Raw genomic sequence first — 20,499 nt, forward strand, 5'->3', positions numbered from 1 at the left:
CCCGAGGCCGGGAGGCCACGTGAGCGAACTCGTTGCGGAGATCGGCGATCCGGGTGCTCCGGCGCCCGGGTCGCCGACCCGTGCCCGCCAGGTGCTGCGCCGCCTGCGGTCGGACCGGCCCGCGATGGCCGGCGTGGTCGTCACGACCGTGCTCGTCCTGGCCGCGGTGTTCGCTCCGCTGCTCGCCGCGCTCGAGGGGCAGGACACGACCACCTTCCACACCCAGCTCCTGGACTCCGCGCGCGGCGGCGTGCCGCGCGGCGCGCTGGGCGGCGTCAGCGCCGACCACTGGCTGGGCGTGGAGCCGACCACGGGGCGCGACCTGTTCGCACGCGCGCTGTACGGCGCGCGGATCTCCTTCACCGTCGCGTTCGGCACGCTCGTCGTTCAGCTGCTGCTCGGCGTGGTGATCGGGCTGGCCGCCGGGTTCGGCGGCCGGCTGGTCGACGCCACGCTGGGCCGGCTGATCGACCTGGCCATCTCGTTCCCGCAGCTGATGTTCGCGATCGCGCTGCTGGCGATCGTGCCGCAGTCGTTCCCCCGGCCGGTGCTGCTCATGCTGGTCATCGGGCTGTTCAACTGGGGCGGCACGGCCCGGCTCACCCGCGGGCAGGTGCTGTCCCTCAAGAGCCGCGACTACGTCGCCGCCGCCCGGCTGTCGGGCGCGGCGCCGGCCCGGATCGCCCTGCGCGAGATCCTGCCCGGCGCGCTGCCGCAGGTCCTCACCTACGCGGCGATCCTGTTGCCGGCGAACATGGTGTCCGAGGCCGGGTTGTCCTTCCTCGGTGTGGGCGTGCACCCGCCGACCTCCTCCTGGGGACAGATGCTGTCGACCGCCACCACCTGGTTCCGCGCCGATCCGATGTACGTGCTCGTCCCGGGCCTGTCGCTGCTGACCGCCGTGCTGGCGTTCACGCTGTTCGCGGACGGGCTGCGCGCCGCCCTGGACCCCAAGGCGTCCCTGCGAGGCGGCCGGTGACCCGCTACCTGCTCCGCCGTCTCGGCAGCCTGCTCGTGCTGCTGGTCGTGATGACGGCCATCGTCTACGGCATCTTCTACGCCATCCCCGCCGACCCGGCGGTGCTGGTCTGCGGCAAGGGCTGCGACGGCGGCCAGCTCGCCTCCATCCACCACAAGCTCGGCCTCGACCAGCCGATCACCGCCCAGTACTGGCACTTCCTGGAAGGCCTCGTCGTCGGCCGGGACTACAGCTCGGGGCCGGACGTCAGCCACTGCGCGGCGCCGTGCCTGGGCTACTCGTTCCAGACGGACCTGCCGGTGCTCTCGCTGATCGCCCAGCGGCTGCCGGTGTCACTGTCCCTGACCGCGGGCGCCCTGGTGCTCTGGACGGTCACCGGCGTCTCCCTCGGCCTGGTGTCGGCCCTGCGCGAGCGACGGCTCACCGATCGCCTCGTCACCGTCTTCGTCCTCGGCGGCCTCGGCACGCCGGTGTTCGTGAGCGGCCTGCTGCTGCTCATGGTGTTCTGCGGCTGGCTGAAGTGGCTGGACTTCCCGGTGTACGTGCCGCTGACCGACGATCCGGTGGCCTGGGCACGGAACCTCATCCTGCCCTGGCTGACGCTGACGATCCTGCAGTCGGCGATCTTCACGCGGCTGACGCGTACCGGCATGCTGGAGACCCTGTCGGAGGACCACATACGGACCTTCCGCGCCTACGGCCTGCCGGAGCGCCGCGTCATCGGGCGGCACGCGCTGCGCGGCGCCCTCACCCCGCTGATCTCGATCAACGCGGTGGAGTTCGGCACGGTCCTGGTGAACGCCATGCTCACCGAGACGCTGTTCGGGCTGCCGGGCATCGGGCAGCTGATCGTTCAGTCGTCGAACAACGTCGACCTGCCGGTGGTGGCCGGGCTGACGCTCACGGCCGGCCTGGCCGTCGTCCTGGCCAACACCGTCGCCGACCTCCTGTACGCGGCGGTCGACCGAAGAGTGGTCCTGTCATGACCGAGCGCAGCGAGGGAATCAAAAGGCGCAGCCCCACGAGTCGTCCCTCCGACGAAGGAGGGCCCATGACCGGCGAGGAGCGGCGGGACGGCCGGGACGTCGTCCTGTCGGTGCGCGATCTGAGCGTCGAGTTCCCCGCGGGTGACGGCGCGATCCGCGCGGTCGACGGGGTCTCCTTCGACCTGGCCGCCGGTGGCGCGCTCGGCGTGGTCGGCGAGTCGGGTTCCGGCAAGAGCACGACGGCGCTCGCCCTCCTGGGCCTGCACCGGCGCTCGGAGGCCCGGGTCGGCGGCCGGATCCTCCTCGGCGGCCCGGGCGGCGTGGAGGTCAACGCGCTCGGCGACGAAGAGGTCCGCCGGCTGCGGGGCCGGCGCATCGCGATGGTCTTCCAGGATCCGATGACGGCGCTCGACCCGTACTACCGGATCGGGGACCAGATCGCCGAGGTCTACCGCGCCCACTCGGGCGCCGATCGCCGGGCCGCGTGGGCACGCGCGGTCGAGGTGCTCGATCGGGTCGGCATCCCGGACGCGGCGCGGCGGGCGCGGGCCCGCCCGCACGAGTTCTCCGGCGGCATGCGGCAACGCGCCCTCATCGCCATGGCGCTGGCCTGCGAACCGGAGATCCTGGTCGCCGACGAACCGACCAGCGCCCTCGACGTCACCGTGCAGGCCCAGATCCTGGACCTGCTGGCCGAGCTCCGCGCCGACACCGGGATGGCGCTGCTGCTCGTCACGCACGACCTCGGCGTCGTGTCGAGGTCGGCCGACGAGGTCCTCGTCATGCACCGGGGCCGGGCCGTCGAGCACGGCCCGGTGCGCGAGGTGCTGCGCGCGCCGGAGCAGCCGTACACCCGAGCCCTCCTGGACGCGGTCCCCCGCCTCGACGCCCCCCGGACCGCCCGGCGCGAGCCCGGCGAGCCCCTGCTGACCGTCACGGACCTCACGCGGGAGTTCCGGCGGCCGGGACGCGGTCTGCGGCGCGAGGCGACGCGCGCCGTGGACGGGGTCTCGCTCGACGTACGGCGCGGAGAGACCCTCGGCGTCGTCGGGGAGAGCGGCAGCGGCAAGACCACGCTCGTACGGATGATGGTGGGGCTGCTGCCCGCCACATCGGGCCGGATCGTGTTCGACGGCGAGACCCTCACGGGCCTGCCGGACAGGCGGCTGCGTCCCGTCCGGCGCGACATGCAGATGGTGTTCCAGGACCCGGCGTCCTCGCTCAATCCCCGGCGCACCGTCGGCGACAGCATCGCCGACCCGCTCCGGGTCCGCGGAGTGCCCGACGGCGAGGCTCGCCGGACGGCGCGGGCGCTGATGGAGCGCGTCGGCCTGGATCCGGCGCGGCACGACCGCTACCCGCATGAGTTCTCCGGCGGGCAGTGCCAGCGGATGGGCATCGCCCGGGCGCTGTCCCTGCGGCCCAAGCTGCTCGTCTGCGACGAAGCGGTGTCCGCCCTGGACGTCTCGACACAGGCACAGATCCTCGAACTGCTCCGCGACGTACAGGAGGACTACGGCCTGACCATCGTCTTCGTGTCCCACGACCTCGCGGTGATCCGCCAGGTGAGCGACCGGGTGGCGGTGCTGCGGGCGGGCGCGCTCGTGGAACTCGCCGACGTGGAGAAGCTGTACGCGTCTCCCGCGCACGAGTACACCCGCTCGCTGCTCGCGGCGGTGCCCGTCCTGGCCTGACGGGCCGGGAACGCGGACGCCGGCCGCCCGGAGGAACGGGCGGCCGGCGCCGGACGTCACGCGGGTCTCCGGCCCCTACCCGGGGACGGCGGCCCGCGGCCGGATCCTTACGCGATCAGGACGCGCAGATCGCGTAGACGCTGATCCCGACCGTGCTGTAACCGATCTGCCGGCCGAGCGCGATCCAGCCGTGGCCGTCGGGAGTCGGGAAGCTGCCGACGAGGATGGCCCCGTTGCCCTGGGCCTCGCCGCCGCCGCCGACGACGTGTTTGCCGGCCGGGCAGTAGACGGTGCGCCGCTGGAAGGCGGGGACGTTCGCGTTGGGGAGAACGACGACCTGGTACCCGTCGAGCGCCGCCGCCTTGTGGGTGGCCGGCCGCGCGGGGGCCTCGCCCTTGTCGGCGTGGGCGGCGAAACCGGTCGCCATGACCGCGGCGATAGCCATCGTTCCCGTTCCGAGCGCGTACATCTTTCGCATGCAGATCTCCGTTTTGAGGTAGCAGGAACTGCGTTGCTCGGACCTTTTCGGCCGCCTTTATCGGCGACCTATCGATCCATCGCCACTACTACCCGGAGAGCCTTTGATCACACTCGGTAATTCTCGAATACCGCGCGTAGCCCCGAATGGCGTCGCATTCCTGGGGAGATGCTGGAAAGATAATGATCGCGACGCGGACCGGAGATGCCGAGAAAGCCGCCAATGGTCGATTAGAGCCGCGGCCGCCTCGGCATCTCCGGCGTTTCACCCCGAAGTTCGGGTGGTCAGCGCGCCCACGTCCAGGCGTAATCGGACGCTTCGACGGACAACGCCTCTCCGCCGATATTCAACGGACGGAACGTATCGATCATCACGGCCGTTTCCGTCGTGGTCGTATGACCTTTCCCGACCGCCTCGATGACGCCCTCCACCGCGCCGGGCGCCGGCCCGTGGGTGAATCCGGAGGGATGCAGGCTTATCGACCCGATGTCGATTCCCGACCCCCGGCGCGCCGTGTAATCGCCGGCGACGTAGAACATCACCTCGTCGGAGTCGACATTGTGGTGGTTGTACGGGATCGGGATCGCCGCCTCGTCGAAGTCGAGCGGCCGGGGGCAGAAGGAGCAGATGACGAAGTTCGGCCCCTCGAACGTCTGGTGCACCGGCGGCGGGGCGTGGGTCCGCTTCACGATCGGCTCGAAGTCGGCGATGTTGAAGACGAACGGGTAGAGGCAGCCGTCCCAGCCGACGACGTCGAGCGGATGATGCCGGTAGGTCAGCCGGGACAGGCCCGCGCGGGTGCGGACGAGCACCGGCACGTCCTCCCCCTCGAGGACGAGCGGCTCGGCCGGGCCCCGCAGGTCGCGCTCGCTGTACGGCGCGTGCTCCAGGAACTGGCCGTACTGCGACAGGTAGCGTCGCGGCGGCCGGATGTGCCCGGACGCCTCGAAGACGATCAGGCGCAGCGGCTCGGCGGTCTCCGTGCGGACGAACCGGTGGATGGTCCCGGTCGGGACGACGACGTAGTCGCCGGGGCCGACGTCGAGCGTCCCGTACGTCGACTCGAGCCGCGCGCGTCCGGTCTCGACGTACACGCACTCGTCACCGACCGAGTTGCGGTAGAGCTCGCCGTCCGTGTCGGCGGCCGCGTACGAGATGCGGACGTCGTCGTTGGCGAGCAGCAGCCGCCGCCCGAGCACCGGGTCTCCCCCGGTCGTCAGCTCGTGCGCCTTGAAATGGCGTGGCAGGAGCGGGTGGTTCGGTGACGTGCGGGTGGCCTGGGCCGGCACGTCCACGCCCTCGCTCTTGACGATGGCGGTCGGCGGGTGCACGTGATAGAGCAGCGAGGAGTCGGATGAGAACCCCTCCTCCCCCATCAGTTCCTCGGCGTAGAGTCCGCCGTCCGGTCTGCGGAACTGGATGTGCCGTTTGCGGGGGATCTCCCCGACGGCGCGGTAATAGGGCATCTCCACTCCGGATCTCGGAAAAGCGTCGATCACCTTCACTGCCGACTGTAGGCCGTGCCCCCGGCCGCCGCCAGAAGGTCACGGCGCTGGTCGGGCGCCCGCGGAGCAGGCGTGGTCACCGGGGCCTCCGCCAGCGACTAAGGTTTTGCCGTCGCTCAACGAGGAGGAAGAATGCGCGGAGGCGTACGCCTTCCGGCTTTGATCGTCGCGCTCGGGCTGCTGGCCGGCTGCAGCGACCCGGCCGGCGCGGCCCGGCGTGAGCAGGCCGCCGCCCGGAAGAGGTCTCCGTCTCCGCGGGCCTCCGCCTCGCACTCGGCCGCCAAGCGGCACGCCAAGGCGGCGGTCTGGTGGCAGGCCGCCGGCACGACGAAGAGCACGGGCGGCCTTCGTGTCCGGGCCGGCGCCGTCCACGCGGGGCAGGTGACGGTCGTCATGACCGACGTCTCCGGCCACGCCAGCCGCAGGATCACCGCGTCGGCGACCCCGCAGTCCGTCACGGTCGGGCGCTTCACCCTCACCGCGGTCAAGCTCAGCAGATCCGCGAAGCTCGCCCGGTACGGCGTCGGCTTCCACTACCGGTTCTGAGCCGGCCCGCGCCGAACGGCGTCCGCAGCCGCATGGTCCCGCCACCGGTTCTGAACCGGGCCGCGCCGGGGAATCGCGCCGGGCGGCGTCCACAGCGGCATGGTCCCGCGCCTCCGGGGCAAGAGGACGGCGTGACCGCACTGAATGATCTCGATCCGTTCGACATCTTCGACGCCGAGGCCGAGCGTCTCGACCACTTCTTCGCCGGCCTGAAGGACGACGACTGGACCCGGCCGTCCCGCTGCGCGGGATGGACGGTCCGCGACGTCCTCGCCCATCTCGCCGGCGAGGAGGCGTACAACCACGCCTGCCTCAACAACGACCTCGACGGACTGTGGTCCCGTCTGGAGCGGAACGGCGTCTCCGGCCTGGCGGACTTCAACGACTGGTGCGTGCGTACGCGCCGGAGCATGCCCGTGGCGGAGGTGCTCGACGAGTGGCGCACCCAGAACGGCGACACCCGCCGGCGGATGCGCGAACTCGGCCGTGACGCACGGCTGCCCACGATGGCCGGGCCCTACCCCGTCGGCCTGCAGGCGTTCCACTACTCCTCCGAGTACGCCACCCACGGCGACGACGTCGGCGTGCCGGTCGAGGACGCCCGGAAGCGCACGGCCTGGCGCGTGGCGGTCGGCCGGTTCGCGCTGGAGGAGAAGGGCGCTCCGGTCGAGGTGGCCGAGGACGACGATGGCGACCTGATCGTCCGGACCCCGCGTGCGCTGGGCCGGCTGACCCCGGCGGAGTTCGTCGAGGCGACCGTGGGACGCCTGCCCGACGACCACCCGCTCGACCCGGGCCTCCGCGACGCGCTGCGCTGCCTGGCCTGATCGGTAGTGTGAGGCCATGCCCACTGCCCTCATCACCGGCGCCACCGCGGGGATCGGCGCGGCGTTCGCCCGTCGGCTCGCCGCGGACGGCTTCCACCTGATCCTGCTCGCCCGCGACGCCGAGCGGCTGGCGCGCACCTCCGAGGAGTGCGGCGACGCCGAGGTCGTCGTCGCCGACCTGGCCACCGACGAGGGGCTCGCCAAGGGCGAGGACGCCGCCCGCCGCGCCGACCTCGTCGTCAACAACGCCGGCTTCGGGCACAAGGGGCGCTTCCTGGAGGTCCCCCTCGAGGACGAGCTGACGATGCTGCGCGTGCACTGCGAGGCGGTGCTGCGGCTGACCCACGCGGCCCTGCCCGGGATGCGGGAGCGCGGCAGAGGCGGCGTCATCAACGTCGCGTCGGTGGCGGCGTTCTTCTCGCGGGGCACGTACGGGGCGTCCAAGGCGTGGGTGGTGGGGTTCAGCCAGGGCGTCGCCGCGGACGTCCCGGGAGTCCAGGTCATGGCGCTGTGCCCCGGCTTCGTGCACACCGAGTTCCACGACCGGGCGAGGATGAACGTCTCCGGCATCCCCGAGCCGTTCTGGCTCGACGCCGACCGCGTCGTCGCCGACGCGCTGCGCGACTTCCGGCGTGGCGTCACGGTCAGCGTGCCCGGCACGCAGTACAAAACGCTGGTCGGACTCGGCAAGTTGATTCCGCGCAATCTCGCGGGCCGCCTCTCCTCGCGCACCGGCCGCAGGTACGACTGATCCGGCCGTCGTCGCGGCTCGGCGGTCCCGGATCGTCCGCGATTCGCGGCTTATGCCCGAAACACGGCACTTCCCGGCATTCCGGCGGACGCCGGTGGAGCACCCCGCCGACTCGCGCGACGGGCCCGGGTGCGGTTAGGTTTCAACCGGACCGGCGGAGGTGTTCCCCCATGCCCCTGTTCCCACGCCGTATCGCGGCGGTCGTGCTGTCGGCCCTGGCGCTGTGCGCCGGCCTGGTCGCACCCCCGGCGAGCGCCGTCGTCGGCGGCTCGCCCGCCGATCCTCCGCCGTGGCTGGCGGCGATCGGCACCCCGGCGTTCCTCATCCGCCCCTCCGGGCAGTTCTGCGGCGGCGTGCTCGTCGCGTCCGACAAGGTCGTGACGGCGGCGCACTGCGTCAACTTCCTGCGCCAGGTGCCGAGCCTGCTGAGCGCCGTCTTCGGCCGCGCCGACCTGACCAAGAAGGACGGCGAGACCGTGCAGATCAAGAAGATCTGGGTGCACCCCGCCTTCCACGAGACGTCGTTCCAGGGCGAGACGGTCGAGCACGATGACGTCGCGCTGCTCACGCTGGCGCGGCCGGTGAGCCGCCTGCCGCTGCCGCTGATCGGCTCGTACGGCGCCTACCCGCCGGGAGCCGGCGCTCGGGTGCTCGGCTGGGGCACGACCTCGGAGAAGGACCTGTTCAACGCGCGGCTCCGCGCGGCGACCGTGCCGATCGTCTCGGACGCGCGGTGCGCGTCGGCGTACGGCCACGACGCCTTCGACGCCAAGGGCATGGTGTGCGCGGGTTCGCCGCAGGCCGACACGTGCCAGTTCGACAGCGGCGGCCCGCTCATCCTGCAGGGCCGGCTCGCCGGGCTGACCTCCTGGGCGTACGGCTGCGCGCGCCCGGGATATCCGGGCGTCTACACCCGCCTGTCGGCGTTCACCCTGCCGCTGTGAGGCAGGGCGGACGGTGATCGACGGCGACGACGTCGACGGCTTGATCACCGACCGCTCGGACCGGCTGCGGATCATCCGCAGCCGGACGGGTTCGCCCTCCTCCGCCGCCGTCACGCGGGTCACTGAGGCCCCGCCCGCCCCGGAGGCGGCGACGGTCAGAGGTAGAGGCCGGTGCCGTACTCGGGGCGCTCGTTGGCGACCGCGTGCAGGTCGCGCTCGCGCATCACGAGGTACTGCTCGCCCTGCACCTCGACCTGGAACTGGTCCTCGTCGTGGTACAGCACCATGTCGCCGACCTTGACGGCGCGCACGTTGTGGCCCACTCCGCAGACCTCGCCCCAGACCAGGCGGCTGGACTGCTCGGCGGTCGCCGGGATCACGATGCCTCCGCTGCTGCGGCGCTCCCCCGACTCCTTCTCGGGGCGCACCATGACGCGGTCGTGCAGCATTTGTATCTCGAACTTGGGCTCGGCCACAGTCGGGATTCTACCGAGATGACAACCTGTGTTCCGGACCGGCCGGAGCCGACGTCCCCGGTCGGCGGAGTCATCCGCTCCGGGCCGCGTCAGCCGAATCCGCGAGGAGGTAGGAAGTCATGTTCCTGATCACCGGTGCCACCGGCAACGTCGGCCGTCCCCTGGTGAGCGCCCTGCTCGCCGCGGGAGCCCCCGTCCGGGCGCTGACCCGCCGGCCCGCCGACGCCGGGTTCCCGGAAGGGGTCGAGGTCGCCGCGACCGAGGACCTGCCGATGGACGGCGTCACGGCGGTGTTCCTCCACCCCGCCGTCGCCCGGGGCGGGGCCGGTCCGCTGCTGAAGAAGGCCGTGGACCACGGCGTGCGCCGGGCCGTGGTGCTGTCGTCGCAGGCCGCCCTCGACGACGACGCGGACAACTGGATCGCGGTGACGCACCGGGACTTCGAGCGGGCCGTCGAGGCGTCCGGCCTGGAGTGGGTGTTCCTGCGGCCGGGCGCGTTCGCGTCGAACACACTGACGTGGGCCCGCACGATCCGCTCGCAGGGCGTCGTCCGGGCGCCGTACGGCGCCGCGCAGGTGAACCCGGTCCACGAGAGGGACATCGCGGAGGTCGCGGCCCGAGCGTTGCTCGGCGACGACCTCGCCGGGAGCGCGCCGGTGCTGACGGGCCCGGAGTCGCTGTCCCAGATCGATCAGGCCCGCGTCATCGGTGAGGCGATCGGCCGGCCGGTGCGCTTCGAGGAGCTCACGCCGGACGAGGCGCGCGCGGAGATGATCGGCGGGCACGTGCCGCCGGCGGTCGCGGACGCCCTGCTGCGGATGTTCGCCGACGCGGTCGGCCGTCCGGCGGAGGCGTCACCGGACGTGGCGCGGATCATGGGCAGGCCGGCCCGCACGTTCGCCCAGTGGACGGCGGATCACGCCGCCGACTTCCGTTGAACGACCGACCAGAACCGGCGGATGACGCCGCCGGCCTCCGCCGGGCGATCGGGCAGGCCGGCGGGATCGCGCCGCCGGCCTCCGCCGAGCGATCAGGCCTGGTCGGCGGCGAGCCGTTCGAGCAGGGCGATCGCCGCCTGGCGTACGTCGGCCGGGACGACGCCGCCCAGGACGGTCCGCGCCTGCTCGACGTCACGGGTGGTCGCACAGGTGACGGCGACGGACCCGGCTGCGGCCTTCTCCAGCGATCCGGCCGGCGCGCGATCGGCCAGATCCCGCGCGTGCTCGGCGAGATCCAGGTTGTCTTTGGTACTCGGGCTGCTCAACGCTTCTCCTTGGAGTGGCGGCGGTGCGGGCCGTCTACGGCACGGTCACCACCGCGGATGCCGAGACGCAAAAAATCGTAGACGAACGGCCTGCGCGGGGCGGCGTCCCCCCTCCCCCGACCGGATGATCGGCCGGCGGCGCGCCCGCCACGTGCGGCGTTCGGCTCCATCATTCCCCGTCAGTCGGCGAACGTGTCGAGATAGGCGAGGAAAGCCGCGCGTTCTTCGGCCAGTTGCGCGTGCACGTCGGCGTACACGTGGTCGAACATCTCCCGCGGGTCCGGGTCCGGCAGCGCCCGGCATTCGGCGCGGACGCGGGCGCCGAGCTCGTCCGCCTCGGCGTCCAGCGCCTCGAAGAAGTCGGCACCGGCCAGCTCGTTCTTGGTCAGGTAGGCGCGGACCCGCTCGAGCGGGTCCTTCAGCCGCCATTCCTCGACCTCGGCGTCGGCGCGGTAGCGCTTCGGGTCGTCCGAGCTCGTGTGCGCGCTCATCCGGTAGGTGTCGGCCTCGATGAGCGTCGGCCCCTCCCCGGCCCGCGCGCGCTCCAGCGCCGTACGGGCCACGGCCAGGCAGGCGAACACGTCGTTGCCGTCGACCCGCACGCCGGGGAAGCCGAAGCCCGCCGCGCGGCGGTAGATCGGCACCCGGGCCTGCGTCTCCAACGGCGCGGAGATCGCCCAGTGGTTGTTCTGGCAGAGGAACACGACGGGCGCGTTCTGCGTGGCCGCCCACACGAACGCCTCGTTGACGTCGCCCTGGCTGGTCGCGCCGTCGCCGAAGCAGGCCAGCACCGCCTCGGCCGCCCCGTCGCGCTGCGCGCCCATGGCGTACCCGACGGCGTGCAGCGCCTGGGCGCCGATGACCAGGGTGTACCCCATCATCCGGAACTTCTCGGTGTCCCAGCCGCTGTAGGAGGTGCACCGCCACAGCTCCAGGAGGTTCGACGGCGGAACCCCACGGCTGTACGCGATGCCGTGCTCGCGGTAGCTGGGGAAGACGAAGTCCTCCGGCCGCAGGGCGCGGGCGGTGCCGATCTGCGCCGCCTCCTGCCCGAGGAGCGGCGCCCACAGGCCTAGCTCGCCCTGCCGCTGCAGCGCCATGGCCTCGAGGTCGAGCCGCCGTACAAGCGTCATGTCGCGGAACAGGGCCCGGGCCTCCTCCGCACTGATCTCGAAGGGATACCCGGGATGGTCGATCCGCTCCCCCTCGGGGGTGAGCAGCTGCACGAGGTCGGTCACACGAGCTGATTTTGCCAGCATCGGGCGCGGTGTCTCGTCACCCGGGTGGCTTAGCGTCTCCAGAACCTCGTTCGGCTCACTGCTTCAGCAGCGTCACTCAGGGCCGGCACCGAGGCCACGGCGCCGGACGCCGCCGAATTCTCCATTGATCCGCTAGGGAACTTCAGGGAGGATGAATCCGTAAGAGCGCCTGCACGGTGAGTGACGACATCGCCGTCCGAAGGAGCGTGACATGGCTCTGTGGAGACCGGATCCGACCTTCTATCCGTCGCCCCGGGAAGCAGTTAACGCCCCGCCCGAGACACTCGCGTACATCGCCGCGTTCGACCGGTCGGCCCAGCGCCCCGACGCGATCGCGGTCGTCGACGTCGACCCGGACTCCACCTCGTACGGCTCGGTGGTGGGCTGGACGGACCTGCCCTACACCGGAGATGAGCTGCACCACTTCGGGTGGAACGCCTGCAGCAGCGCCCTGTGCCCGAACGCCCCGCACCCCCACGTCGAGCGGCGATACCTCGTCGTGCCGGGCCTGCGCTCCTCCCGGATCTACATCCTCGACGTCAAGGACGACCCGGGAAAGCCGTCGGTCGTCAAGGTCATCGAACCGGAAGAGCTGGCCGGGCGCGCCGGCTACTCCCGGCCGCACACGGTGCACTGCGGCCCCGACGGCCTCTATGTCTCCGCGCTCGGCGGCGCGGACGGCCGGGACGGGCCCGGCGGCATCGCGGTGCTCGACCACGACTCGTTCGAGGTGGTGGGGGCCTGGGAGGCCGACCGGGGCCCGCAGCACCTCGCGTACGACTTCTGGTGGCACCTGACGCAGGACGTCATGGTCACGTCCGAGTGGGGCACGCCGTCGATGATCGAGGACGGCGTGAACGCCGAGCTGCTGCTCGGCCGCAAGTACGGCCACGCTCTGCACTTCTGGGACCTGCGCAAGCGCCGCCACGTCCAGACGGTGGACCTCGGCGACGAGCACCAGATGGTCCTCGAGCTGCGGCCCGCGCATGATCCGACCAAAACGTACGGTTTCGCCGGCGTCGTCGTCAGCGTCGAGGACCTGTCCGCCTCGGTCTGGGTCTGGTACCGCGAGGACGGCGAGTTCAAGGCCCGCAAGGTCATCACGATCCCCGCCGAACCGGCGGATCCGGCGGACCTGCCGCCGGTGATCGCACCGTTCGGCGCGGTGCCGCCGCTCGTCACCGACATCGACCTGTCGGTGGACGACCGCTACCTGTACGTCTCCTGCTGGGGCACCGGCGAGCTCAAGCGCTACGACGTGTCCGACCCGTTCAACCCGGTGGAGGCCGGATCGGTGCGGATCGGCGGGATCGTGCGTCGTACCCCGCACCCGGCGGCGCCCGGCCTCCCGCTCGCCGGCGGCCCGCAGATGGTCGAGGTGAGCCGGGACGGCCGGCGGGTCTACGTCACGAACTCGCTGTACGGCTCCTGGGACGACCAGTTCTACCCGGACGGCGTCGGCGCGTGGGCGGCCAAGATCGACTCGGGCGACGGGTTCACCCTCGACGAGAGGTTCTTCCCGCACGGCGACGACTTCCGCGGGCTGCGCCCGCACCAGACCCGCCTCCAGGGCGGGGACGCCTCCTCCGACTCGTACTGCTACCCGTGACCATGAACGACGGTTCGCTGGTGGCCCTGGTCGCCCTCGGCGCCTTCCACGGGCTGAACCCGGGCATGGGCTGGCTGTTCGCCGTGGCCCGTGGCCTGCAGGAGCGGTCCCGGGCCCTGGTGCTGCAGTCGCTGCCCGCGATCGCCGCCGGGCACGCCGCGTCGGTGTTCGTGATCGCGGCCGTGGTCACGCTCACCGGGTCGGTGCTGACCTCCCGGATCGTGTCGATCGGCGGCGGTGTCGTGCTGGTCGGGTTCGGCCTGTGGCGGCTGCTGTCCAGCCGGCACTTCCGCTGGGTGGGCATGCGGCTGTCGCTGTGGCAGCTGGCCTGCTGGTCGTTCCTGATGTCGTCGGCGCACGGGGCCGGGCTCATGCTGCTGCCCGTGCTGACCCACGGCGCGGTCACCGTGCCCGGCCACTCCCACGGCATGGCGTCGGGGGCGGGCAGCGCGGTGATGGCCGCGGTGTTCGTGACGGGCGTGCACACGCTCGCCATGTTCGTCGTCGCCGGCACGATCGCCGTCATCGTGTACGAGGTCGTCGGCCTGGCCATCCTGCGCCGCGCCTGGTTCAACCTGGACCGGCTGTGGGCGGCCGCGCTCATCGGCGCGGGCGCGGCCACCCTCCTGATCGCCGTGTGAGGACTAGTGGGCGCTGGAGGCGGCCCAGAGGTTGATGCCGGCCTCGACCGCGTCGCTGTCGATCGCGGCGAGCTCCTCGTCGGTGAAGTCCAGCCGGGCGAGCGCACCGAGGCTGTCCTCCAGCTGCGCCACACTGCTGGCCCCGATCAGCGCGGACGTGACCCGCTGGTCGCGCAGCGTCCAGGCGATGGCCATCTGGGCCAGCGTCTGGCCGCGGTCCCTGGCCATCCCGTCGAGCGTGCGGACGTGCCGGAGGGTCTCATCGGTGAGCAGGTCCGGCGACAGCGACTTGCCCTGGCTGGCCCGCGACCCCTCGGGGACGCCGTGCAGGTACTTGTCTGTCAGCATGCCCTGCGCCAGCGGCGAGAACGCGATGCAGCCGACGCCCTCCTGTTCCAGCGTGTCCAGCAGGCCGCCCTCGATCCAGCGGTTCAGCATGGAGTACGACGGCTGGTGGATCAGCAGCGGCGTGCCCATCTCGCGCAGGATCGCGGCGGCCTCGGCGGTGCGCTCCGGTGAGTAGGAGGAGATGCCGGCGTACAGCGCCTTGCCCGACCGTACGGCGTGGTCGAGCGCGCCCATCGTCTCCTCGAGCGGCGTCTCCGGGTCGAACCGGTGGCTGTAGAAGATGTCGACGTAGTCCACGCCCATCCGGGCGAGCGACTGGTCGAGACTGGCCAGGAGGTACTTCCGCGAACCCCACTCGCCGTACGGCCCGGGCCACATGTCGTAACCCGCCTTGGTCGACAAGACCAACTCATCACGGTACGGCCGGAAGTCCTCCCGGAAGATCCGCCCGAAGTTGGCCTCGGCGGAGCCGTACGGCGGGCCGTAGTTGTTCGCCAGGTCGAAGTGGGTCACGCCCAGGTCGAACGCGCGGCGCAGGATCGCCCGCTGGGTCTCCAGGGGCTTGTCGTCTCCGAAGTTGTGCCACAGCCCCAGGGACACGGCGGGCAGCTTCAACCCGCTGCGTCCCGTACGGCGGTAGGGAATCTGGTCGTACCTGTTCTCAACGGCCTCGTAACTCATGGCCGCCAGTCTGCCTCGCCGGTCCGGCCCGCCGGACACCGAGCCCCGCCGCCCGCCTATCCCTGGCGGATCGTCCTACCCGAGAACACGGGACGTCGATTACCGAGAAGATTCAAATGAGCACACACCGCGACGAAGGTGGATCTGGCATGCACGCCGTACACGCCTGCCGAGGTGCGTCTGGTCGTCGAGGTGGTGTCGCCCGAGTCGGAGGAGCGGGACCGGAAGCTGAAGCCGGCGCGCTATGCGGAGGCGGGGATCGCGCACTTCTGGCGGGTGGAGGAGAACGACGGCAGACCCGTCGTCTACGTGCACGAACTGGACCCGGCGACCGCGACGTACGCCCTGACCGGCATCCACCACGGCAAGCTGAGCGTGCCCGTGCCCTTCCCGATCGACATCGACCTCGACGATCTGCCGCGATAGGTCCGCGGTCGGGCGGCCGCCGAGGCGTGGTCAACGGGACCGGCCCTCCGCGACCACCCGGTTCCAGCAGCACCGGGCCGCCGAGGCGGCGGTGCCGGAATTGGCCGATCGTGGTCTGCTTTAGCGCCTTCCACACAGAAAAGCGCGGTTCTACGCTCCGCGTGGCTCTGATCTTCACGTGGAAGGTCCATGATGCGACAAAGACGTCTGCTCATCTCCCTCGCCGCAGCCGCGACGCTCGTCGGCGGCGCGGTGCCCGCGCTCGCCGCACCCTCGCCGAAACCCACCCCGCCCGCCTCGGCTCGCCGCCAGTTCGACGCCAACCACCGGCTGCAGAAGACGCGCGAGCGCACCGCCGCCACGGACCGGGAGGCCGAGTCCGGCAGCGAAGTGCTCGAAGGCAGCGCGCAGTGGTCGGAGGCCCGGATCTCTCCGGGACTCCAGGTCCCCGGCGCCGCGCTCGGCGAGGCGGCCGCGCAGGCCGGCAGGCTGCCCGTCCGGGGTGGCACCTGGGCGCAGGTGACGACGGGCCCGTACGACAACGACGCCGCCGGTTACGCCGATCCGGTCTGGTCGAACTACGGCGCGGGCTGGGGCCTCGTGTCCGGCCGGAACACCGCGCTGGCGACCGACGGCGGATGGCTGTACGCGGGGTTCGCCGACGGCGGCGTGTGGACCTCCCGCGACGGCGGCCGGCACTGGAGCCCGGCGTTCCAGCACGAGGTGACGTCCTCGATCGGCGCGCTGTGGGTCGACCCGGCGGACCACTCGCTGTGGGTCGGCACCGGTGAGGCCAACACCAGTTCCGACTCGTACGCGGGTCAGGGCGTCTGGCGCTCCACCGACCACGGCCGCACCTTCCGGCAGGTCGGCGGGGCCGAGCTTCGCAACGGCCTGACCTTCACCATCACCGCGAGCGACCGCTACGTCTTCGCGGCCACGAGCCGGGGCCTGTGGCGCCGCGGCCGGCAGGACCCGGCCGGCACGCCCTGGCGGCTCGTCCTCAAGCCCGACCCGAACCCGACCGACTCGCCGTACCAGACGTCGTTCATCACCGATGTGGCGATCCGGCCCGGCAGTGGCGGGCAGAGCGTCCTCGCCGTCCTCGGCTGGCGCGGCGGCTCGCAGTACAACGGCTTCTACCTGTCGGACAAGGGCGGGGCGGCGGGCAGCTTCACGCGGATCGCCCCGGCCGGTCTCGACGACTCCGACGTCGGCCGGACGAGCCTGTCCTACACGCCCAAGGGCGACGCGCTGTACGCGGTGATCCAGTCGCCGGACTACACCAACGACGGACCGCCCGCCCCCGCGCAGAGCACCGCGCTCAAGGGCGTGTACAAGTCGGCGAACGGCGACCCGAACGGCCCCTGGACGCAGGTCGCCGACGCCGCGGAACTCGCGCGGTCGGGCTCCGCGCTGGCCTTCCCCTCGACGTACGAGCCGGGCATCCAGGCCTGGTACGACGAGTACATCCGGGTCGACCCGGCCGACCCCCAGCACGTCTACCTCGGCCTGGAGGAGATCTTCGAGACCCGCGACGGCGGGCGGACCTGGCACGCCATCGGCCCGTACTGGAACCTCCTACCGCAGTGCTACACGCCGGGCGGGCCGGACAAGTGCCCGTTCACCACCCACCCCGACCAGCACGGCATCGCCATCGGCGGCGACGGCACCCTGTACGTCGGCAACGACGGCGGCGTGTGGTCGCGCCCGACGTCCCTGGGCACCGTGGCCGGGTGGGCCGACCTGAACCGCGACCTGCACACCCTGCAGTACTACTACGCCGAGACCGGCCACGACCCGCAGGGCGGCACCGGCATCTGGGGCGGGCTGCAGGACAACGGCACCAGCCTGCTGCCGGGCCGTTCCCCGACGATGGTCTCCCCGTTCGGTGGTGACGGCGGCGACGTCCTGGTCGACCCGAACAGCTCCGACCGCGCCGCGGTGGAGTACACCGACGCCTCGATCGCGGTCACCGCGAACGGCGGGTGGTCGGACGGCACCACGCCGTCGTTCCGGCTGATCTCGCCCGCCTGCGAGTGGAACTCCACGCTTCCCGGCTGCGACCCGAGCCCGCGGTTCATCGCGCCCTTCGAGCACGACGCGACCGACCTGAACCACTGGATCACGGGCGGCCGCTACGTGTGGGAGTCGACGAAGGGCTTCGACACGGTCTGCGCCGGAGCGAGCTGCGACTGGAAGCCGGTGTTCGACGCCGGCGACGGCAGCTCGATCACGGCCGTGGAGACGAACCACGGGGTGAGCTACGCGGGCTGGTGCGGGCCCTGCAACCCGCTCGACGACGAGGGCACCGGGTTCGTCCGCGGCCTGGCCACGAACTACGGCGGCACCTGGCACACGATCAACGCGCCGAACCTGCCGAACCGGTACGTCGCGGCCATCACCACGGACCCGGCGGACCCGGCCCACGTCTACGTGGTCTTCAGCGGCTACTCCCGCCACTGGATCCCGGAGGCGGGCGTCGGCCACGTCTACGAGTCGAGGAACGGCGGCGCCACCTGGACCGACATCAGCGGCGACCTGCCCGACGTGCCCGGTGACGACCTGGTCGTGTGGCACGGTCACCTCGTCCTCGCCACCGACCATCTGGTCTACGTCGCCGACACGCGGACGCCGGCCCGCTGGTCGCGGCTCGGCCGCGGCCTGCCGCACGCCGTCGCCGCCGATTTGGCGCTCTACCCGTCCGGCTCGGCCCTCCTGGTCGCCACCCACGGCCGCGGCCTCTGGCGGCTGACCCGCCTCTGACGGCCGACCCGCACGCGGGCCCGTGTCCCCGTCGGGGCGCGGGCCCGGGTGCCATTCAGGCCGCCGGTGGGGCGGTGGACTGGCGGGCGATGAGCTCGCCGGGCAGGGAGAGGCCGGGCGGACGACGGTCGTCGAGGAGCTCCAGAAGGGCGGTCATGGCCGCCGCGCCGAGCTGTTCGGCGGGCAGCCGGACGGTCGTCAGCTCGGGTTCGAGGGCGGTGGCCAGCAGGACGTCGTCGAAGCCGGTGACGGACAGGTCGCCGGGGATGTCCAGGCCCAGCGCCCGGGCCGCCTTGTACGCGCCCGCGGCGATGAGGTCGTCGTCGCAGACGAGGGCCGACGGGCGGTCGGGCCGGTCCAGCAGCGCCAGCGCGGCCCGCCGGGCCGCCGCGACGTCGATCGGGGTCGCCTCGCGGATGAGCGAGCCGGGGAATGCGTCGGCGAGCGCCTCGCCGCGTACGCGGAACGTCCAGGCGTCGACGGCGGCGGCCAGGTGGCCGATCCGGCGGTGGCCGAGCCCGGCCAGGTGCCCGGCGATGTCCCGCATGCCCCCCGCGACGTCGAAGTTGATGGTCGGCGCCGGAGCGGCCGGATCGCTGTCCATCATGACGACGGGCAGGTCGCCGAAGTCGGTGACGCCGCCGACGATGGACGAGGCGAGAACGCCCTCGATGGCCTGGGTGTCGACGTGGCTGCGCGCCGGACCGGCGTCGTCCGGCCAGGGGTGGACCACCACACCGAAGCCGCGGGCGGCGGCGACCTCGGCGGCGCCCGCGTAGATGGGGCCGAAGACCGGGCCGGTGAGGGTCGGGACGACCAGCAGGACCGTACGGGTGCGGCCGAGCCGGAGGTTGCGGGCGGCCAGGTTGGGCCGGTAGCCGAGACGCCGCGCGGCCTCGCGCACCGCCTGGCGCGTCTCGGGCTTGACCCTGCCCTCCGCCTTCCCGGCCAGCACGATCGAGACGGTCGACTGGGACACCCCGGCGGCCCGGGCGACGTCTCGGCTGGTCGGTCTCTTGTCCACGGCAAAAGATTAGACCTGCGAACCGATCGGTGATACGTATGACGGAAGCCTCCGTAATACGTATGACAAGGATCCGATGCGCGCCTACCTCAACTTCCTGCGCAAGCCGTACGCCGCCCGGCTGCTCGGCGGCACGCTCCTGGGCCGGCTGCCGAACGGCATGGCCGCGCTGGCCATCGTGCTGTTCGTCCGGGGGCACGGCGGCGGCTACACCCTCTCCGGAGTGCTGTCGGCGGTGTACGGCCTCGCCATGGCGGCGGGCCAGCCGGTGCTCGGACGCGCGATGGACCGGTATGGCCAGCCCCGGATCCTGGCCTCCGCGGCGATGGCCGCCGCGGCGGGGTTCGCGCTGCTGGCGGTGTTCGGCGTGCGATCGCCGGCGATCGCGACGGCCGCGGTCGTCCTGGCCGGGTTCGCCACGCCGCCGCTCGAAGCGGGCCTGCGGGCGCTCTGGCCCTCCGTCCTGAACGGCCCCGCCGAGGTCCAGGCCGCGTACGCCCTGGACGCCGCCGCCCAGGAGCTGCTGTTCACGTTCGGCCCCATGCTCGTGATCGCCGCCACCGTCGTCTCGACGGAGGCGGCGCTGCTCCTCACCGGCGCTCTGGGCGTCGCGGGCACGCTGGTGGTCACGACGTCACGGCCCTCACGCGTGTGGCGCGGCGAGCAGGGCGGCGGGCACTGGGCCGGTCCGCTGCGCTCCCCCGGGATCCGCATTCTGATCATCTCTCTGACCTGCGTCGGCGTGTCGCTCGGAGTGTTCAGCGTGGCGGTGGTCGCGTACGCCGACGCGCGCCACGCCTCGTACGCGTCCGGGCTGCTGCTGGCGCTCATGTCCGCCGGCGCGCTGACCGGCGGGATCACGTACGGGCTGCGGCCCCGCACCGGACCAGCGCACCGGCGGCTGGTGCTGCTGATGGCGGGTCTCGCCGCCGGTTACCTCCCGCTGACGTGGGCACCGGGGCTCCTCGTGATGCCGGTGCTGGCGCTGGCCAGTGGCGTGTTCCTCGCACCGGTGCTGGCGTGCACCTTCACGCTGGTCGACGACCTGGCGCCGCGCGGCACGGTGACGGAGGCGTTCGCCTGGCTGGTTACGGCGTTCGGGGTCGGCAGTTCGGTGGGCGCCGCCCTCGCCGGCCTGGCGAGCGACGCGGGCGGCGTCCACGCGGCGTTCGCGGTGGCGGGCGCGGGCGGCGTCCTGGCCCTCCTGGTCATCCTCCTCGCCGGCCCCATCGGCGCCAGGAGGCAGACCGAGAACAGGGAAGTGCCGGACGTGGTGAGTTTTTAGAGATCGCGCG

General features: G+C 72.2%; 19 protein-coding genes and 1 pseudogene. 13 read left to right on the top strand and 7 right to left on the bottom strand.

Features of this window, described 5'->3' with window-relative positions; all coding sequences use genetic code 11:
- The first annotated feature begins 19 nt into the window (after positions 1 to 19).
- The 3 genes from ABD978_RS36010 to ABD978_RS36020 all read left to right on the top strand — a co-directional run bounded on the left by ABD978_RS36010 (position 20) and on the right by ABD978_RS36020 (position 3,659).
- Positions 20 to 979 carry an ABC transporter permease gene (locus ABD978_RS36010; RefSeq protein ID WP_345364682.1) on the top strand — a complete coding sequence of 320 codons (960 nt, stop codon included), beginning with the start codon at positions 20 to 22 and terminating at the stop codon, positions 977 to 979.
- Positions 976 to 1,965, top strand: a complete 990-nt coding sequence (locus ABD978_RS36015) for an ABC transporter permease (RefSeq protein WP_345364686.1) — start codon at positions 976 to 978, stop codon at positions 1,963 to 1,965. The genes ABD978_RS36010 and ABD978_RS36015 overlap by 4 nt, the downstream gene beginning before the upstream one ends.
- A 65-nt stretch (positions 1,966 to 2,030) precedes the next feature.
- A complete protein-coding gene (locus ABD978_RS36020; RefSeq protein WP_345364688.1) occupies positions 2,031 to 3,659 on the top strand; it encodes an ABC transporter ATP-binding protein in 1,629 nt (542 codons plus the stop codon).
- Between the two features lie 115 nt (positions 3,660 to 3,774).
- Here the strand turns inward: ABD978_RS36020 and ABD978_RS36025 are convergent, their stop codons facing one another.
- Positions 3,775 to 4,137, bottom strand: a complete 363-nt coding sequence (locus ABD978_RS36025) for a hypothetical protein (protein ID WP_345364690.1) — start codon at positions 4,135 to 4,137, stop codon at positions 3,775 to 3,777.
- Between the two features lie 284 nt (positions 4,138 to 4,421).
- Positions 4,422 to 5,603, bottom strand: coding sequence for a homogentisate 1,2-dioxygenase (locus ABD978_RS36030; RefSeq protein WP_345364692.1), 1,182 nt, complete (start codon positions 5,601 to 5,603; stop codon positions 4,422 to 4,424).
- 171 nt (positions 5,604 to 5,774) lie between these two features.
- Here ABD978_RS36030 and ABD978_RS36035 point away from each other — a divergent pair, with 171 nt between their 5' ends.
- The 4 genes from ABD978_RS36035 (at position 5,775) to ABD978_RS36050 (ending at position 8,710) form a co-directional block, all read left to right on the top strand.
- Positions 5,775 to 6,188 carry a hypothetical protein gene (locus ABD978_RS36035; protein ID WP_345364694.1) on the top strand — a complete coding sequence of 138 codons (414 nt, stop codon included), beginning with the start codon at positions 5,775 to 5,777 and terminating at the stop codon, positions 6,186 to 6,188.
- Between the two features lie 131 nt (positions 6,189 to 6,319).
- Positions 6,320 to 7,015, top strand: coding sequence for a maleylpyruvate isomerase family mycothiol-dependent enzyme (locus ABD978_RS36040; RefSeq protein ID WP_345364696.1), 696 nt, complete (start codon positions 6,320 to 6,322; stop codon positions 7,013 to 7,015).
- Between the two features lie 16 nt (positions 7,016 to 7,031).
- Positions 7,032 to 7,766 carry an SDR family NAD(P)-dependent oxidoreductase gene (locus tag ABD978_RS36045; RefSeq protein WP_345364698.1) on the top strand — a complete coding sequence of 245 codons (735 nt, stop codon included), beginning with the start codon at positions 7,032 to 7,034 and terminating at the stop codon, positions 7,764 to 7,766.
- Positions 7,767 to 7,936: 170 nt separating this feature from the next.
- Positions 7,937 to 8,710 carry a S1 family peptidase gene (locus ABD978_RS36050; RefSeq protein ID WP_345364700.1) on the top strand — a complete coding sequence of 258 codons (774 nt, stop codon included), beginning with the start codon at positions 7,937 to 7,939 and terminating at the stop codon, positions 8,708 to 8,710.
- A gap of 155 nt (positions 8,711 to 8,865) precedes the next feature.
- Here the strand turns inward: ABD978_RS36050 and ABD978_RS36055 are convergent, their stop codons facing one another.
- A complete protein-coding gene (locus ABD978_RS36055; RefSeq protein WP_345364702.1) occupies positions 8,866 to 9,186 on the bottom strand; it encodes a GroES family chaperonin in 321 nt (106 codons plus the stop codon).
- Positions 9,187 to 9,305: 119 nt separating this feature from the next.
- On the opposite strand from ABD978_RS36055, the gene ABD978_RS36060 reads away from it, so the two are divergent.
- Entirely contained in the window at positions 9,306 to 10,124 is an 819-nt protein-coding gene (locus ABD978_RS36060) for an NAD(P)H-binding protein (protein WP_345364704.1), read from the top strand.
- A gap of 92 nt (positions 10,125 to 10,216) precedes the next feature.
- On the opposite strand, the gene ABD978_RS36065 is transcribed toward ABD978_RS36060, so the two are convergent.
- Together ABD978_RS36065 and pdhA are read right to left on the bottom strand one after the other, a co-directional pair.
- Positions 10,217 to 10,450 carry a hypothetical protein gene (locus ABD978_RS36065; RefSeq protein WP_345364706.1) on the bottom strand — a complete coding sequence of 78 codons (234 nt, stop codon included), beginning with the start codon at positions 10,448 to 10,450 and terminating at the stop codon, positions 10,217 to 10,219.
- 179 nt (positions 10,451 to 10,629) lie between these two features.
- Positions 10,630 to 11,688, bottom strand: a complete 1,059-nt coding sequence (gene pdhA, locus ABD978_RS36070; protein WP_345364709.1) for a pyruvate dehydrogenase (acetyl-transferring) E1 component subunit alpha — start codon at positions 11,686 to 11,688, stop codon at positions 10,630 to 10,632.
- Positions 11,689 to 11,920: 232 nt separating this feature from the next.
- Between pdhA and ABD978_RS36075 the strand changes: the two genes are divergently transcribed.
- Positions 11,921 to 13,318: a selenium-binding family protein gene (locus tag ABD978_RS36075; protein WP_345364711.1), complete on the top strand. Its 1,398-nt coding sequence runs from the start codon at positions 11,921 to 11,923 to the stop codon at positions 13,316 to 13,318.
- A 2-nt stretch (positions 13,319 to 13,320) separates the two neighbouring features.
- Entirely contained in the window at positions 13,321 to 13,959 is a 639-nt protein-coding gene (locus ABD978_RS36080) for a hypothetical protein (RefSeq protein WP_345364817.1), read from the top strand.
- 3 nt (positions 13,960 to 13,962) lie between these two features.
- Here the strand turns inward: ABD978_RS36080 and mgrA are convergent, their stop codons facing one another.
- Positions 13,963 to 14,988, bottom strand: a complete 1,026-nt coding sequence (gene mgrA, locus ABD978_RS36085; RefSeq protein ID WP_345364713.1) for an L-glyceraldehyde 3-phosphate reductase — start codon at positions 14,986 to 14,988, stop codon at positions 13,963 to 13,965.
- Between the two features lie 159 nt (positions 14,989 to 15,147).
- Between mgrA and ABD978_RS36090 the strand changes: the two are divergent.
- Together ABD978_RS36090 and ABD978_RS36095 are read left to right on the top strand one after the other, a co-directional pair.
- A pseudogene (locus ABD978_RS36090) lies at positions 15,148 to 15,414 on the top strand (Uma2 family endonuclease); the annotation flags it as partial.
- 189 nt (positions 15,415 to 15,603) lie between these two features.
- Entirely contained in the window at positions 15,604 to 18,180 is a 2,577-nt protein-coding gene (locus ABD978_RS36095; RefSeq protein ID WP_345364715.1) for a beta propeller repeat protein, read from the top strand.
- A gap of 55 nt (positions 18,181 to 18,235) precedes the next feature.
- On the opposite strand, the gene ABD978_RS36100 is transcribed toward ABD978_RS36095, so the two are convergent.
- Positions 18,236 to 19,204 (bottom strand): LacI family DNA-binding transcriptional regulator, encoded by a 969-nt coding sequence (locus ABD978_RS36100; RefSeq protein ID WP_345364717.1) that lies wholly within the window; start codon positions 19,202 to 19,204, stop codon positions 18,236 to 18,238.
- A gap of 76 nt (positions 19,205 to 19,280) precedes the next feature.
- Here ABD978_RS36100 and ABD978_RS36105 point away from each other — a divergent pair, with 76 nt between their 5' ends.
- Positions 19,281 to 20,489, top strand: coding sequence for an MFS transporter (locus ABD978_RS36105; protein ID WP_345364719.1), 1,209 nt, complete (start codon positions 19,281 to 19,283; stop codon positions 20,487 to 20,489).
- Positions 20,490 to 20,499: the final 10 nt, after the last annotated feature.

Origin of the sequence: Actinoallomurus liliacearum (genome assembly GCF_039542035.1) — a bacterium.
Classification (GTDB): Bacteria; Actinomycetota; Actinomycetes; order Streptosporangiales; family Streptosporangiaceae; genus Actinoallomurus; species Actinoallomurus liliacearum.